General features: G+C 61.4%; 14 protein-coding genes. 2 read left to right on the top strand and 12 right to left on the bottom strand.

What is annotated here, in order from left to right; all coding sequences use genetic code 11:
- Nucleotides 1-30 precede the first annotated feature (30 nt).
- On the bottom strand, nucleotides 31-747 hold the full coding sequence (locus tag M2400_RS23510; RefSeq protein WP_177047707.1) for a YafY family protein: 717 nt from the start codon (nucleotides 745-747) through the stop codon (nucleotides 31-33).
- 182 nt (nucleotides 748-929) lie between these two features.
- Between M2400_RS23510 and M2400_RS23505 the strand changes: the two genes are divergently transcribed.
- Nucleotides 930-1,985 carry an aldo/keto reductase gene (locus tag M2400_RS23505; RefSeq protein ID WP_177079586.1) on the top strand — a complete coding sequence of 352 codons (1,056 nt, stop codon included), beginning with the start codon at nucleotides 930-932 and terminating at the stop codon, nucleotides 1,983-1,985.
- 137 nt (nucleotides 1,986-2,122) lie between these two features.
- On the opposite strand, the gene pepN is transcribed toward M2400_RS23505, so the two are convergent.
- Genes pepN through M2400_RS23475 form a run of 6 tightly spaced genes read right to left on the bottom strand, consistent with a single transcriptional unit; the run spans nucleotide 2,123 to nucleotide 8,630 of the window.
- The gene (gene pepN / locus M2400_RS23500; protein ID WP_259198320.1) at nucleotides 2,123-4,780 is read right to left on the bottom strand and encodes an aminopeptidase N; all 2,658 of its coding nucleotides are present in this window, start codon (nucleotides 4,778-4,780) and stop codon (nucleotides 2,123-2,125) included.
- 13 nt (nucleotides 4,781-4,793) lie between these two features.
- Complete coding sequence (locus M2400_RS23495) at nucleotides 4,794-5,624, bottom strand: DUF2797 domain-containing protein (protein WP_259198421.1); 831 nt, start codon at nucleotides 5,622-5,624, stop codon at nucleotides 4,794-4,796.
- Nucleotides 5,621-5,881 (bottom strand): YeaC family protein, encoded by a 261-nt coding sequence (locus tag M2400_RS23490; protein ID WP_003217900.1) that lies wholly within the window; start codon nucleotides 5,879-5,881, stop codon nucleotides 5,621-5,623. Before M2400_RS23490 ends, M2400_RS23495 begins: the two co-directional genes overlap by 4 nt.
- Nucleotides 5,882-5,896: 15 nt before the next feature.
- Nucleotides 5,897-6,772, bottom strand: a complete 876-nt coding sequence (locus M2400_RS23485; RefSeq protein ID WP_177047700.1) for a rhomboid family intramembrane serine protease — start codon at nucleotides 6,770-6,772, stop codon at nucleotides 5,897-5,899.
- Nucleotides 6,769-7,743 (bottom strand): metallophosphoesterase, encoded by a 975-nt coding sequence (locus M2400_RS23480; protein WP_259198419.1) that lies wholly within the window; start codon nucleotides 7,741-7,743, stop codon nucleotides 6,769-6,771. Before M2400_RS23480 ends, M2400_RS23485 begins: the two co-directional genes overlap by 4 nt.
- The gene (locus M2400_RS23475; RefSeq protein WP_010210870.1) at nucleotides 7,740-8,630 is read right to left on the bottom strand and encodes an NAD(+) kinase; all 891 of its coding nucleotides are present in this window, start codon (nucleotides 8,628-8,630) and stop codon (nucleotides 7,740-7,742) included. Before M2400_RS23475 ends, M2400_RS23480 begins: the two co-directional genes overlap by 4 nt.
- Nucleotides 8,631-8,773: 143 nt before the next feature.
- Here M2400_RS23475 and M2400_RS23470 point away from each other — a divergent pair, with 143 nt between their 5' ends.
- On the top strand, nucleotides 8,774-9,760 hold the full coding sequence (locus tag M2400_RS23470; RefSeq protein ID WP_259198307.1) for a DUF1853 family protein: 987 nt from the start codon (nucleotides 8,774-8,776) through the stop codon (nucleotides 9,758-9,760).
- Here M2400_RS23470 and M2400_RS23465 read toward each other — a convergent pair.
- The 5 genes from M2400_RS23465 to M2400_RS23445 form a co-directional block, all read right to left on the bottom strand.
- Nucleotides 9,735-13,031, bottom strand: a complete 3,297-nt coding sequence (locus tag M2400_RS23465) for an ImcF-related family protein (protein WP_259198305.1) — start codon at nucleotides 13,029-13,031, stop codon at nucleotides 9,735-9,737. The two genes, M2400_RS23470 and M2400_RS23465, sit on opposite strands and share 26 nt — an antisense overlap.
- Nucleotides 13,028-14,188, bottom strand: coding sequence for a hypothetical protein (locus M2400_RS23460; protein ID WP_259198303.1), 1,161 nt, complete (start codon nucleotides 14,186-14,188; stop codon nucleotides 13,028-13,030). Before M2400_RS23460 ends, M2400_RS23465 begins: the two co-directional genes overlap by 4 nt.
- A 3-nt stretch (nucleotides 14,189-14,191) precedes the next feature.
- Complete coding sequence (locus M2400_RS23455; protein ID WP_177047689.1) at nucleotides 14,192-14,452, bottom strand: PAAR domain-containing protein; 261 nt, start codon at nucleotides 14,450-14,452, stop codon at nucleotides 14,192-14,194.
- A 158-nt stretch (nucleotides 14,453-14,610) separates the two neighbouring features.
- Nucleotides 14,611-15,387, bottom strand: coding sequence for a hypothetical protein (locus M2400_RS23450; protein WP_259198302.1), 777 nt, complete (start codon nucleotides 15,385-15,387; stop codon nucleotides 14,611-14,613).
- A partial coding sequence (locus M2400_RS23445) for a hypothetical protein (RefSeq protein ID WP_259198299.1) occupies nucleotides 15,384-15,995 on the bottom strand: 612 nt, incomplete at its 5' end. The genes M2400_RS23450 and M2400_RS23445, both read right to left, overlap by 4 nt.

The following is a 15,995-nucleotide window of genomic DNA, read 5'->3' as shown; positions in this document are numbered from 1 at the left end:
TTTATGGAGCCATGCTAAAGCAGCACTGTGTCAGTTCTTGTCAGGAGTAAACGGCCCGGATTCGTTCTGTTCCATCAGCTTGCGCCAGCCCCGCAACCAGTCACTGCGCCGGCCCGGATAACGCTCACCTTGCAGGCGCGCGGCGGCCACCCGGTCGGTGCGGAAGGTGCGATAGGCACCGCGCAACTCGCACCACGCGACGATCACCCGCACTTCGTTCAGAAAGCCCAGGGCCAGGGGCCAGATCAAGCGTTGGCTGGGGGTCTGGCTGGCGTCGGCGTAGTCGATATGCAGCTTGGCCTGGCCGCGAATGGCCTCGCGGAACACATTCAACGGCACGCGGTTTTCCGGGTAGCCGAAGCCAGGGGGGCCCGGCAGCAACGTGGGATTGCGCAATGCTTCCTGTGCGGCCGGGTCCAGCACGTCGGCGATCTTTGCCAGGGCATTGGCCGCCGCCTGGCTCAGCACGTCATCGCCACGCTGATCGACATACCGCAAGCCCAGCACAATGGCCTCGGTTTCGTCGGCATTGAGCATCAGCGGCGGCAGGAACAGGCCGGCACGCAGCACGTAACCCACACCCGCCTCGCCGAAAATCGGCGCGCCCAGGGCCGTCAGCTCGGCGATGTCGCGGTACAGCGTGCGTTCGGAAATCTCCAGCTCCGCCGCCAGCACGGCGGCCGTTACCGGGCGTTTTTTGCCCCGCAGGACTTGCAACAAGGTCAGCAGACGACTGGTACGCGACAAGGTGATCACGCTCGAAAGAGGAAGGTGGCGCAGCTTAGCAGAGGCCTCCGTCAGAAAGTGTCAGGAGCAGCGCCCTTCCCTTCAGAAGACAAAAAAAGCCCCTTGACGAAAAATATGACTCACATCATATTAAATAGATGTTGCAAAACATTTAAACCAATCACAGCGTCAGGAGTTCTCTTATGCGCAATAAAGTCTTTGGCCGTCGTAGCGGCCTGCGGGTGTCGGAGCTGGCCCTGGGCACCGCCAATTTCGGCACAGGTTGGGGCCACGGCGCCGAGCGCGAAGAGTCCAAGCGGATTTACGACGGTTACCTGGAAGCCGGCGGTAATTTCCTTGATACCGCCAACGGCTACCAGTTCGGCCAATCGGAAGTGCTGCTCGGCGAGTTCATCGCCTCGGAACGCGATCGCCTGGTGATTGCCACCAAGTACACCCTGCGCACCCAGCCGCAAGACGAAGGCACGATCAAGCTGGGCAACAATCGCAAGAACATGGTGCGCGCTGTCGAGGAAAGCCTGAAGCGCTTGAACACCGACCATATCGACCTGTTCTGGGCGCATATCAGCGACAACGTCACGCCGATGGAAGAGATCCTGCGGGGTTTTGATGACCTGGTGCGTGCCGGCAAGATCCACTACGCCGGCTTGTCGAACTTCCCGGCCTGGCGCATTGCCCGCGCCGACCTGCTCGCCGAAGTACGCGGCTTTGCGCCGCTGGTAGCGATCCAGACCGAATACAGCCTGGCCGAACGCACCGCCGACCGTGAGTTGCTGCCCATGGCCGAAGCACTGGGTTTGGCGGCCACGTTGTGGTCACCGCTGGGGGGTGGTTTTCTGACCGGCAAGTACCGCAACAGCCAAGGCGATACCCGCGCCAGCAAGCTGGGGATTTTGGTTCATGCCGAGAAAAGTGCGCGGGAAACGGCGGTACTCGACACCCTGCTGGCGGTTGCCGGCGAGCTGAACGCCACGCCGACGCATATCGCCATCGCCTGGCTTCGGGAAAAAGCCCGTCGTTCTACCACCGCGCTGATTCCGATCCTGGGGCCGCGTACCCGCGAACAACTGGATGGCACCCTGGGCGCGCTGACGGTGCAACTTTCGGCCGAGCAAGTGGCCCGCCTGGACGCTGCAAGCGCGATACCGCTGGGCGTGCCCCACGAGATGATCGCCGAGCGCTTCCCGCGCTATACCGCTGACGAGGCCCAGGACCTGCGCTGGCCGCCGGTTATCTAAGGCCAGTTGTGGTGAGGGGGCTTGCTCCCGCTGGGGTGCGTAGCGCTCCCAGGATTTTGGGGCCGCTACGCAGCCCAGCGGGAGCAAGCTCCCTCGCCACATATGAGTGCTCAGCCTTAAAAAAGCGGCGGTCTCGGTTACGCGAGGCTCTTGCTCACCACTTCAAACACATCGCTGGACAGCTCGCCGGAAGCGCGAATCCGCTCCAGCTCACCTTTCATCAATGCCTGCCGCGCGCTGTCGTATTTGCGCCAGCGGGTCAACGGTGCCAACTGCCGCGAGGCAATCTGCGGGTTGAAGCCGTTCAACTGGATCACCAGGTCCGCCAGGAAGCGATAACCCGAGCCGTCTGCTGCGTGGAAGTTGATCAGGTTCTGCCCGGCAAACGCGCCGACCAGCGCGCGCACCTTGTTCGGGTTCTTGATATTGAACGCCGGGTGCTGCATCAACGTCTTGACCCGCTCCAGCGCACCCGGCAAACCGCTGCCGGCCTGCACGCTGAACCACTGGTCCATGACCAGCGGGTTGTCCTTGAAGTTCTCGGCGAACACCGCCAGGGCCTTGGCCTTCTCTTCTTCGAACGGCGAGTTGACCAACACCGCCAGGGCCGTCAGGCGCTCGGTCATGTTGTCGCAGGCATCGAACTGCTCAAGGGTCGCCGCCAACACTTCAGGCTTGCCACTGAGCATCAGGTACGACAGTGCGATGTTCTGCAAGGCACGACGGGCAAAGTGTTCCGCCTCGGCCACGTACGGAGTTTTCTTCGACAGGTCGCGATTGGCCTGGTAGCGCAACCACAGGCCTTCGAACAGATTCTCGGCCAGTTGCTCGCGGGCAAACTCGCGGGCCGCGTGGATGGCGTCGACATCCGCCACTTCGCTGATTTCGGTCAGGTAGGCTTCACTCGGCAGCGACAGCATCTCGGCGACCATCGCCTGGTCCAGGCTTTCATCGCTCAATACGCTGCGCAGTGCAGTGATCAGGCGTTGATCCAGCACCAGCGCCTTGCCTTGCTGATGTTGGCCGATCAGCTCCTGCAACACTTGCACCGACAGTTGCTGGCCGGCGTCCCAGCGATTGAAACCATCGCTGTCGTGCTGCATCAGGAACATCAGTTGGTCACGGTTGTACGGGAAGCTCAGCTTCACCGGTGCCGAGAAGCCACGCAGCAGCGAAGGCAGCGGGTGTTCGGCGATGTCGACAAAGGTGAAGGTCTGTTCAGCTTCGGTCACCGAGATCACCCGGGACGTGGCGCCAGCCGTCGCTTCGCCGGCCAGGCGCAGGGCGATACCCGCGCCCTTCCCGTCCAGCAGGCCCAGTTCGACCGGAATCACGAACGGCAGTTTTTCCACCTTATCCGGGGTTTCCGGGCAGCTTTGACGGAAGGTCAGGCTGTAGGTTTTTGCGGCTGCGTCGTAGGACTCGCTCACCGCCAGGCGTGGCGTGCCGGCTTGGCTGTACCAGCGCTTGAACTGGGTCAGGTCGGCGCCGTTAGCGTCTTCCATGGCCTTGATAAAGTCATCGCAGGTCACGGCCTGGCCGTCGTGGCGTTCGAAGTACAGGTCGCTGCCTTTACGGAAGCCTTCGGCGCCGAGCAAGGTCTGGATCATGCGGACGACTTCCGAACCCTTTTCGTACACGGTCAGGGTGTAGAAGTTGGAGATTTCGATAAAGCCATCTGGACGCACGGCGTGAGCCATGGGCCCTGCGTCTTCGGCGAACTGGTGAGTGCGCAGGTAGGCCACGTCCTGGATACGCTTGACCGTCGCCGAGTTCATGTCGGCAGAGAATTGCGAGTCACGGAACACCGTGAAGCCTTCCTTCAGCGACAGCTGGAACCAGTCGCGGCAGGTCACGCGGTTGCCCGACCAGTTGTGGAAGTATTCGTGGGCGACAATCGCCTCCACACGCTGGTGCGCAGCGTCGGTAGCGGTTTCGGCGCGGGCCAGCACGGCGCTGGAGTTGAAGATATTGAGGCCCTTGTTCTCCATGGCGCCCATGTTGAAGTCGTTGACCGCCACGATCATGAAGATGTCGAGGTCGTACTCACGGCCATAGGCTTCTTCGTCCCAGCGCATGGACTTCTTCAGGCTGTTCATGGCGTGCTGGCACTTGTCGATGTTTTCCGGCTCGACATAGATACGCAGCGCCACGGTGCGCTCGGTCAGGGTGGTGAAGGTGTCTTCCACACACCACAAATCACCGGCCACCAGTGCGAACAGGTACGCCGGTTTCTTGAACGGGTCTTCCCAGGTCGCCCAGTGCCGGCCGTCTTCGCCGGGGCCGGAAGCAATCGGGTTACCGTTGGACAGCAGCACCGGGTAGCTGTGCTGTTCGGCGATCACCGTGGTGGTGAACACGCTCATCACGTCCGGGCGGTCGAGGTAATAGGTGATCTTGCGGAAGCCTTCGGCCTCGCACTGGGTGCAGAACATGCCGCTGGATTTGTACAGGCCTTCCAGGGCGGTGTTGGTTTCCGGGTGGATCTTCACCGTGGTGTCGAGGGTGAAGGTCGCGCTGGTGGGGTGCACGGTCAGGTGGCTGTCGCTCAACTGGTAGTCCGCGTCGGTCAGTTCCTGGTCGGCCAGGTTCACGCTCAACAGCTCAAGCTGCTGGCCGTCCAGCACCAGTGGCGGCAAGCCGGCGCCACGTTCGGGGTTGCGGCGCATCACCAGTTGCGCGTGGACCAGGCTGTGGTCCTCGAACAACTCGAAGGTCAGGTGCGTCTCGTCGATCAGGTAGTCCGGCGCCTGATAGTCCTTCAGGTAAATCATCTTCGGCTGTTCGGTGCGCATGTCTGTCGTCCTTCTACTGATGCACGGCGAGCTGGTAGGCCGTGTATTTACGAATGTTGATCACGCCGGTATCGAAGATCAGGTATTGGCCCTTGATCCCCATCAGCGTGCCTTCGGCAATCGGGTTCTTGTCCAGGTTGAAGCTGACGATCTTGGTCGGATACTGCTCGATCGGGTAGCGGATTTCGATCGGTTCGATGTCGCTCACCGGTTGGATGGCCTGCAGGCCAAAGCGTTCCTGCAAACCGAGCAAGCCTTCGGCACAGCTGGCGAACAGTTCGTCGCGCACCTGGCCAAGGTTGACTGCCTGGGCGTCGCCCTTGAGCAGCGCGCGCCAGTTGGTCTTGTCGGCCACCTGGCTGCGGAACAGGTCTTCGACGAAGCCCGACTGCTGGCGCGTGGCAACGCGCATGATCGGCAGCGCCTGGCTGGCACCCTGGTCCAGCCAGCGGGTTGGCAGCTGGCTGGCGCGGGTGATGCCGACCTTGATCCCCGACGAATTCGCCAGGTACACCACGTGGTCGGTCATGCAGAATTTTTCACCCCAGGCCGGATCGCGGCAGGTGCCGGCGTCGTAATGGCAGCGCTCGGGGCTCATGATGCACAGGTCGCACTGGGCCAGTTTGGTCATGCACGGGTAGCAGTAACCCTGGCTGAAACTGGTCTTGGTCTTGCGACCGCAATGGGTGCAATGGATCGCACCGAGGTATTCCAGGCGCACGGTGGTGCCGATCAACGGGTTGACCGGCACCTCGGTATCGCCGAGGCGAAACGCGTATTGAACGGTCGGCTCACCCAACTGCGCCGACATTTTGCTGACTGCACCACGGCCAATCTCAATCAATGGATGGCATCCGACTTGAACAGGATGTTCGGCACCGGCGCCGACTTCGAGGCGCATTCCTGCGGGCCCATATAGCCGGTGCGCTGGTCTTCCGGCAGGTTCTGCAGTTCCCAGGCGATGACCGCCTGCAACGACAGTTCACGCTGCTCGGCGGTGAGCTTGCGGCCATCGGACCATTTGCCGATTTCCACGGCGAGCTTGAGGCTCTCGTAGATGTCCGGGGTGATGTTTTCGATCATTTCGACAAAAGAGGACATAAGACTCTTCCTTAACTAAATAGGAGACATTTTGCGGCGGCTGTACAAGCCACCCAGCAAACCGGTCAGGCACCCGATTACCAGGCCACCCACGTGGGCCGCATTGGCGATTTCGCCGAAGCCGATCATCGAGACCAGGCCCGACAGGCACAGCACCAGCCACACCAGCATCATCACCAACACCCCGCGAGGCAGGCGATACGCCGGATTAGGCGACAACAGTTGATAGATCCAGCAATGCCCGAGCAAGCCGTACAGCACGCCGGACAACCCGCCAAACAGGCCGGGGCCGCCAAAATAGTATTGAGCGTAGTTCGACACCAGGCTGAACAACAGCGTCAGGCCCAGCAGGTTGATGCTGCCCTGGCGCAGCTCGATACGCCGCCCCAGTTCCCAGTACCACATGCCGTTCATGGCCAGGTGCAGGATGCCGAAGTGGATCAGCATCGGCGTGACCAGCCGCCACCACTGCCCCGAGGCCAGGCTGTCGGCCAACGGGGTGAAACGGATGTACTCGCCCACCACGCTGAACGGCAGGAACGTCAGCCAGCTCATGGCTTGCAGGTTGTCCCCCAGCAGCGTGACGGCGGCGACGATGATGCTCAGCAGCAGGATAAGTCCGGTCACCGGGCTGTGGCGCAACTGCTGGACAAAACCCGGACGCCTGGTCGACGTTTCCTGCACCGGAATATCCAGTTGCTGGTCCGGGTCGCCGGCCGGGAAACGCTGGTACAAGACCTTCACGTCTTCGCTGATGGAGTCGGGTACCCACAACACCTGCTCCCCGGCCTCTTCGCTGACGCGATGGGGCACTTGCATGCGTTGCAGCAGCTTGACGAAACCACTCAAGTCCACCGCCAGCGGCAAACGTAAAACAGCCACGGTACTCATGAAATAACCTCAGGGCGCTCGACATCGACCCAAACAAATTTACGTGGGTCCAGGCGGGTTTCCTGATCCAGCCGGTAGGCCACCAGCTTGCCGTACAGCACCGCGCTGTAGTCCAGGCAAGCCAGGTTCGGGCGGATCGGCGCCGGTTTGCCGCTGCGCCAGTAGTGGCCGACGAACAGCAACGGCTCGTCGACGCCGTAGCGCAGCAGGGAATTCTTTTCAGTGGACGACAGTGGCGTGGCGGCCACCGGTTCTGGCAGCGCATCGGGCTGGAACACGATGTCGCCGTAGGTCTTGGGGTCGTCTTCCCAGAATTTGGTACGGAAAAACGAGCGCGTCAGGCCGTCGCCGCCGGTCAGGGTCATGCCGTCCGGCAGGCGCATATCGGTGCCGCGCAACAGGCGGTCGAAGGCATTGCTGGCAAAACTGCCGGGCACGGCGGCGGCTTGCAGGAAGTGCTGGTCGATGCAGCCGTCCGGGAAATGCGCGCGCAGGGGTTCGATAAAGCCGTTGTCCCAGCAGGCGTGCACCACGCGGAATCGCCCGGCATCGACAAACAGCGGCATGTCGTAGAACCAGCCGAGGAAGTCGTGCCAGTCCGCCGGATGCTGTTCGAACTGGGTCAGGGTTTCGTGGATCAATCGCGCATGGCGTGGCGTGTGTTCGCGCACAAACTGCTTGCCGCTGCCCGGAGTCGCCGGCGTGCTCCAGCCCAACGCATTGAACTCATGGTTGCCCATGATGCACAGCGCCTGGCCGGCCTCGGTCATGTCGTGGACGATATGCAGCGCCTCGCGAATGCGCGGGCCACGGTCGATGATATCGCCGAGGAACACGGCCATTCGCGACGGATGGCGCCAGGTGCCGCCCTGCTTGTGGTAACCCAGTTGCTTAAGCAAGTGCTCAAGGGTATGAGCGCAACCGTGCACGTCACCAATCAGGTCGTAGCTACGCGCGGGATCGAGCATCAGTCGCCTCCACCCCCCAAGCGGCTGCCCCAGCCCAGCTTGGTGCGGCACACTTCGTAGTAGTTGTGGTCCAGCGGGTGGATCAACCGCAACTTCTGTGCCTTTTTGCTCACGGTGATGGTGTCACCGGGGGCGCAGGTAAAATGGTTCTGCCCGTCGCAGGAGACTTGCGGGTAGATCTGCATGTCTTTGGACACCACGATTTTCAGCTCACTGTTGCCGTCGACCACAATCGGTCTGCTGGACAACATATGGGGGTACATCGGCACGATCACAATGGCATCCAGCTTGGGATGCATGATCGGGCCGCCGGCAGACAGTGCGTAGGCCGTCGAACCGGTGGGCGTAGCGACGATCAGGCCGTCGGCCTTCTGGCTGCACACGAACTGGCCGTCGATGTACAACTCGAACTCGATCATCCGGGTCGACTTGCCGGGGTGCAGCACCACGTCGTTGAGGGCGTCGCCCTGGCCGATGGCTTCGCCGTGGCGGCGCACTTCGGCTTGCAGCAGGAAGCGGTTTTCCACCAGATAATGGCCGTCCAGCACCTTGGCCACTTCGACTTCCAGGTCGTCGGGGCGAATATCGGTGAGGAACCCCAGGCTCCCGCGGTTGATCCCCAGCACCGGCACGTTATGCCGCGCCAGCGCACGGGCGGCGCCCAGCAGGCTGCCGTCGCCGCCCACCACGATCACCATGTCGCAGACTTCACCGAGCATCTTGCGCGACGAGGTTTGCAGGCCATGGCCCGGGAGGATTTCAGCGATGGTGTCTTCGAGGATCACATGCAGGTGGCGCTCGAGCAGAAACTTTTTCAGCCGGCGGACGGTGTCCAACACCTGGGTACTGCCCAGGCGACCGATAATGCCGATATTGCGAAATTGCTCCATGGGGCTCCTGCGGGGTTCGGGTTCTGCAAAAAAGAACGATTATGGGCGAAAGCCGGCGTTACACAAAATCCTTTGTCGCCGCAAACCCCAGACGACAACGGTTCTCAGCCCCCTTCCCGGCCGTAAAAGGCTATGCTCGGACCATGACCCTGTTCCCTGATCTGCAGCACCTGCCCCGCCAACTGCGTCACCCCGAGGTGCGCGACCTCGCGTGGGTGGTGCTCGCCCCGCCGATGCTCGCGCAGACGCCGTGGCCGCAGCGTCACCCGCTGACCGGCAGCGACTGGGTGCAGGCCCCGCATAGGCTGGAACACTGGCTGCGGCAACTGGACCAGGACAGCAGCGCCTTGCTGCACTGGCTGAGCCAGGCACGCACCCGCCGATTGGGCCTGTATTACGAACGGCTGTGGCAGTTCGCGGTGCAACACGCGCCGGGCGTGGAATTGCTGGCAGCCAACCTGCCGATCCGCCAGGCCGGGCATACCCTGGGCGAACTGGACATGCTGCTGCGTGACCGCGATGGCGTGCACCACTTGGAACTGGCGATCAAACTCTACCTGGGGCCCCAGGACGGCGACGGCCAGGACACGGCGCAATGGCTCGGCCCCGGCTGCCATGACCGGTTGGACCGCAAGCTGGCCCATCTGGCCCAGCATCAATTGCCGATCTCCGCCCGGCCGGAGAGCCGGGAAGTGCTGGCGGCCCTGGATATCCAGGCCTTTGATGCGCATCTATGGCTGGGCGGGTATTTGCTCTACCCCTGGCCTGGCCTGGCGCATGCACCGGTGGGCGCACATCCGCAGCACCTGAACGGGCGCTGGCTGCATCAGCGCGATTGGTCGAGGTTTATCGAGCAGAGTCCCGCCGGTCGCTGGCAACCGCTGCCCCGCCACGCATGGCTGGCGCCGGCGCACTACCCGGCGGACGAAGCCTGGGACGCAGCCCGGATGCAGCACTGGCTCACCGAACTGGACCCCATGGCACCTGCACAATTGCTGGTGCGCCTGGTGGAAAACAGCGAGGGCGAGTGGGAGGAAGCTGAACGGTTGTTCCTGGTGGCCGATCTTTGGCCAAACGTACCCGGGAAGATCACATCCCCAGGGTTCATCCTTCACTCCGCTCCCCCGTAAGAAAAATCTGCGCCGGCAACGTAAAACCCCGCAATTTCAACAACGCCAGCGGTCCGGCGTCCAGTTCTGTGCGCAGGTGCCAGGTCAGATCCAGGCCGTCCGGCGCCTTGAGCACCATGCGGTAGCGGCTATCGCCATCGTCCAGTGCGGTAAGCCGGGCTTTTTCCAACAGGCGGATCAGGCCCCAGGTGCCCTGGTAGTCACCGAACAAACGTTCTCCGGTGTGCACGCTGGTCCAGCTCAGGCTCGCTCCCGGATAGTCGCTGCGCCCGGGCCAGTTGAAGCGTTGCCAACTTTCTTGCTGGTTGAAGTAGTGGTGCCGTTCGCCGTTGAGGATGAAGGTGGTTTGCACGATGTCTCGAGCAGCCTTGCCCTGGAGTTCGAAACTCAGGCCCATGCCACCGTCGGTGTAGAGCACATCGGCAAGGTCGCTCAGTTGGTTGATAGCCGCGAGAAACTGCGGATTGAAGCGCAGGCCCTGGCTGTGCCGGTCGGCCACCCAGCGGTTGCCCTCCTTACGCAACACGCCGCCCAGTTGGCTCTGGAGAAACTGTTCGATGCGCCCCGAGTCGGCGCGGATCATTTGGCCGAGCATCGGTAACGAGGCGTCGCTGGCGGTGGCGGCAAACGGGTAGCGGCTGGCGAAAGCGCTGTGCCAAGGCGTGACAATCGCACGCTGCCACTGGCGATTGAGGCTCGCGGCTGAGGGTTGCAGCACGCGCTGCCAAGCGTGATCCAGGGGCTGCACGAACAGCGTTTCGCCCAAACCTGACCACTCGGCGCCGAGGCTGGCGGCGATCAGGCTGCCGTAGGATTGGGTGTCAGTCAGGTCGATGCTCTTGCCCTGGAACACGCTTTGCGCCAAGGCTTGGGTCATGCCCTGCGGATCAGGTGCGTGGCTGATTTGTTGCAGCTTCAGACGGGCACGGGTGACCTGGGTGAGGAAGGTGTGCAGGTTGAGGCTCTTCTCTTGGCTCATCAGGGAGAGCAATGGGCCAAACGTCGCCTCCAACGGGCCGGTCTGCAGTGGTGGGTCGATCATCTCCACCTTGTCCTGGCCAATCAGTTGCTGGGCGGATTTCACCAACGTGTCTTTCAGCCCTTGGCCACGGGTGCCGGCCTGGCCCTGGTAGGCCACGGTGTTCATCAGTGCGATCAACGGCGATTGGCGGGCGTCGCTCATCAGGGTCAATTGGTCGATGACATCGGGCAGGCTGTCTGAGGGATGCCAGCGCAGGCTGTTGAGGAAGTCCAGCCAGGCGCTGGCGTAGTCGTCGAAGTAGTGCTCGGTGAGGCGTTTTTTCAGCATGGCCGGCGTCAGGTCGCTGGCGATATCACTGAGCTGATCGCTGAGGACCCAGTCGATTTGTTCGCGACGGGCTTCGGCAATGTCGTCGATGGCCCGGCTCACCTGGCCCTCCCAGGCTTGTCGGGTGAACACCCCGGGTACGCGGGCATCGCTGGAAAACAACGCCTGGGCGTCGGTGGCACCGACCATTTGGCGCAGCTCCAGGGCGGGTGAGTGATTGATGGAGGCGTCGAGCACCTGTTGGTACAGGCTGGCTTCGGCATTGCGCTGGCCGAGTTGGCCGAGGAGAACTTGCCGGGCCTGGGCGATCAGCTTCGGGTCGGCCGGGATGCGCCACTCGGGATGCGCGGACAGTTGCTCGCTGTAGAACTGCCAGAGATCGGGCGACAGGGTTTGCCACAAGCCGGGGGAGACGCCGGGACGCAACGGTTCGGCGTCATTGAGGGTTTTAGCGAGGAATTCGGCGTCGGTTTTTTCCGGATGCGCCAGCATCAGGTAGGCCTTGAGCTGGCCGTAGGCAACCCGGGCCTCGCTGGCGCGCTCGGGACTGTCCGGCGCAAGCTGGATCAAAGCCATGAGTTGGCGTTGCAGGTTAGCCGCAGCCGGATCGCGCATCAGGCGGTGGTTGGCTTCGACATAGCGCGGCCACAGGGTGTCGAGCAGGGCCTGGTTCTGGTTCAGGCCGAAACGTTGGTGCCAGGGCGTACCGTGTTCGGCGCGGTAGTCCAGCCGACCGAGTTCGCGGGTCAGCTCGTGCAAGGCCCGGAACTGTTCGTCGCCTTGCCTGGAGTGCTGCAACGCAGTCAGCGAGGTTTGCACGTGGCTGATCAGGGCCCGGTTGCTGGCGTAGGACAGCAGCAGGCCGGCGGCCCACACCAGCGCCAGGCTCATGGCCAGGGCGTAACCGATACGCGGGGTGCTCCAGCCGACCCGGCTGATAAAGGGTTTGTCCCGCAGAACACCTTCCCAGGCCGGGTCGATGGGCCAGAAATGATCCTTGGAAATGCGCTCCACCGGCAGACTGAACCACAAGCCACGCAGGGGCACGCCGCGGGCGAACTGACCGAATAACGGTGCGAGCGCCTGACACCAGCGGGGAATGCCTTCGGCCCCCAGATCGCGGGCCAGACGCAGGAGGAAGTCGTGGGCGTTGTTGATTTTCATCTGAGCCCAGCCGGCGTTGCGCAGGGGCTCGATGAGGGCGGCGAGACGGGTTTCGAGGGCGGCGGCGGTGAGTTTTTGCGGCAGCCGACAGCCGACGGCGTCGACCTGACGTTTGGCTTGCGGCCATTGGCTGTCGCAGACCTGCCAAAGATGGAGCGGGAGTTGCCAGCGCAGCCCAGCGGACAGGTACCGCAAGTAGCGAACACCGGCGGCCATCGCAGCATCGTCAGCGCTTTGATCGCTGCTGAGCGCCCAGACGACACCGTCCAGGGCGCGCCAGCGGCTCAGTGCACGCCACTGCGCCAGCAATGACTCATCCAGTTTGGTATGCACGCTGCCGCCCCACAACAGGACGGTGTTTTGTCCTTCCAGCCAGTGGTCCTGGGTCAGGCTGGGGGCGATGGCGGTAATCTGTTCAGGCTCGCCGAAGACGATAAAAAAACGCACCTTAAGGCGCCAGAAGAAGCCGTATTTCACGTGAAGCGAACAGATAAGCTCATCGAGCTTAAAAGCCGGCTTATGCGATGGCGTCAAAGGCGCGTCCGGTTGAGGATAGACCTTATCCACCTGGCCCTGATCACGATGGTTGAGTCGCTTGAGCTGTATCAACAGACGTGGTGCAAAAAGCCCGACGGCAGCCATAAGAATGATCAGCAAGAAAACAGAAATCCTTTGCCCTGGCTCCAGTAATCCCACCTCCTGACCATACCTCCAGATCACCCAACCTAACACCGAGGTCAATGCAACGGCCCATACCGACGTGCCAATCAGGCGCCACGAATTGCTTCCCTGCTTCATGCCAACTCTCCAGTGGTAACGGTGCTGATCCAATGCCGCGTTTCGTCCCGAGTCAGCAACAGCAAAGGCCGTTGCTGATGTCGGGCGACTTCAATCCCAAGGGCTGCCACCAGCCAGTGGCTGAAAGGTCCCGAGCGTCCCCAGAGGTATTCCTGAATCCATAGTTGCCCAGCCGTCAGTGATGCGCCGCAATGGCCGCTGATAGCCGCGACATCGCCGGTCAATGGATGCCAGTCTGCGTCGTCCGCCAACACGCTTGAGGCCTGACGCGCGATGGGCTGGGTTTGCATGAACAGCGTCAGTTCGTTCTTTAACTGGGTGGTGTCCAACGGCATCGGTCGCAACAACCTTCCCTGCACAGGCAGCTCCCACTCAGATGCCAGCCTGTCCGGACACAACAGCAAAGCCGCCAATCCATCGGAATACGCCACCTCGCCGCGTACCTGCAACACCAGGATCAACTGAAGGGCCGGGCTGGCCGTCTTCAATATGTCGTCAATCCACTGGTAGGGCAGTTCATCAGTCACGGTGAGTTTTTCCGGTATGGGCGTGCCCATCACGGCCACCCAGCTCTGCTTCCAGGCATCGCGCAGCGCCAAGTGATGCATGGGCTCGACATCACTCAACAAGGTGACGTGCAGCGCCCGACCCGCAGGCAGAGCCAGCAATGTCGCGTCCAGCGCCTGAAGCAGCAACTGCAACCCCGTTAGCGCACGCACATGCGGGATCAACAATGCCGTAATGCGCCTTGCTTGCCCGCTACGGTTTGGAAAGCTGACAGCACCTTGCGCCAGCGCGCTGGCAGACACCTGATCCGGCAGCAGCACGCAACTGCCGCACACCGCCATATACCGTTGCGCCCAGCCCTGCCAGGCCTGTTGCGCAACCAGTGCCTCCTCCTCAAGAAACTGCTGATGACTCAGCGCGCCGCCGTAGAAGTAAGCGCGCGCGCCAAACGCGAGGAGCCAGATCAGCAAGGGTGAGCCGGACACCGCCCAGATGTTCACGGCGTGCAGCGGCGGCACGCGCTCAGAGGCGTACAGCAAGAACAGCAGCACACTGGCCAGCACCGCCACGACCGCCGCCAATATCCAACGGCTCACCACAATCGGTGCCGGAACTTCCCCCCTATCGGGCGCCTGACGATCCCAGCCCATGGCTCAATCCACCCTGCAATCGGAAGCACTGGAAATCACCTGGCAACCGCACTCGCTGTGACAGCCGTTGACCACCATCGCCCGACCGTTTTCAGACCATTGATCGGTACCCTCGGTAATCGCGTTACGCCCATGCAGGGGGCAACTGACTTCGTCACCGACTAAAGCCACGAGCCTGCCATTTACGAACATAGTGGAAGACGCCGAGATCACTTCGCCGTCGTGGGTGGTTTTATCACCCAGCAAAACAAATTCTTGGGACATACGAATTAATTCCAATGGTTAAGACTGGGCTAATGACTGGCTGTAAGGGTCGTAGGGAAGAAGCACGGTGACGGGGGCGAACAGCCTTGTACCGCGCAGCCAGACGGGTGACGTGACCCCGGTAAATAGAGTGATGAATCCGAAGGGAAGAACCATGTTCATTTTTGCGCCTGCGCAGCCAGGCGGATGGCTTGTAATTTGCGGAAGTCGGGTTTGGAGCGACCGTCGGCTGAGGTGCTGCCGTCGGGGTAGGTGAAGGCGGTGTGGTTACCTTCCTTTTTAATCTTCGGTCCAGCCGAATACACCGCGAAACCTGAGTGCAGAACCGGCTCGAAATATATTTGGCGAGCTTGCAATGCCTGGTAGCTGAGGTAAATATCGCCCTCACCCGCCAAACTTACGGTTTTTTTGTAAGGTCCCAAAAACTCTTCATCGATCCAGGCGTAATAGTCCTTCTTGAGCGTCAAGTCTCCTTCAACTTCTATCGGTATTCCGGAGGTTCTCAACGGACGGTTCTGGTCAAACTTCACGCCAATACCTCCCCCCGCCCCCCAAGTCACGTTCTCTCCAAAACGCTTGGGATCGCTATACACGACCCCGAAGGACACATTACTCAAATGCCATTGGCACGCACCGCCGCCTTCTATCGGTAACTTGGCTTCGTAGAGATCACTCTGTCCCAGCTGTTGCAGTTGCACGTCAATCCCGTGATAACCCTGCAGCTCAATGCGTTGGCCGCTGGCTCCGGAAGTAATGCGTTTGCAGATGGGCGAGCGATACATCACCTCCAGAGTGCGCGCTTTCAAATCCTTGGGCACTTTCACCGTGATGGTCATGAGTTCGCTGTCCGGAGGCGGCGCCAAACTACGGTCCATGGCACAACCGCTCAGGCTGGTGAACAGCGTGATCATGGTGAGGGGAAGAACAATGTTCATTGTTGAACCTCCGCAGCCAGGCGGATGGCTTGTAATTTGCGGAAGTCGGGTTTGGAGCGGCCATCGGCTGAGGTGCTGCCATCGGGGTAGGTGAAGGCGGTGTGGTTACCTTCCTTTTTAATCTTCGGTCCAGCCGAATAGACCGCGAAACCTGAGTGCAGAACCGGCTCGAAATATACTTGGCGAGTTTGCAATGCCTGGTAACTGAGGTAAATATCGCCCTCCCCCGTCAAACTTACGGTTTTTTTGTAAGGTCCCAAAAACTCTTCATCAATCCAAGGGTAGTAGTCTTTCTTGATCATCAAATCGCCCTCAACTTCAATATCTGCACCTCCTCGTAGTGAGTTGTTTTGATCAAATATCGCTACAATTCCGCCTCCCGCACCGTAAGTGACATTCTCGCCAAATTGCGCGGGATTGCTGTAGGCAACGCCAAAGATGACGTTACTCAAACGCCACTGGCACGCACCGCCGCCATCCATTGGTAACTTGGCTTCATAGAGATCACTCTGTCCCTGCTGCTGCAGTTGCACGTCAATTCCGTGATAACCCTGCAGTTCAATGCGTTGGCCGCTGGCTCCGGAAGTAATGCGCTTGCAGATGGGCGA

This window comes from Pseudomonas sp. BIGb0558 (assembly GCF_024807515.1).
GTDB classification, from domain to species: Bacteria; Pseudomonadota; Gammaproteobacteria; order Pseudomonadales; family Pseudomonadaceae; genus Aquipseudomonas; species Aquipseudomonas yamanorum_A.
This window is presented reverse-complemented; position numbering and strand designations above follow the sequence as displayed.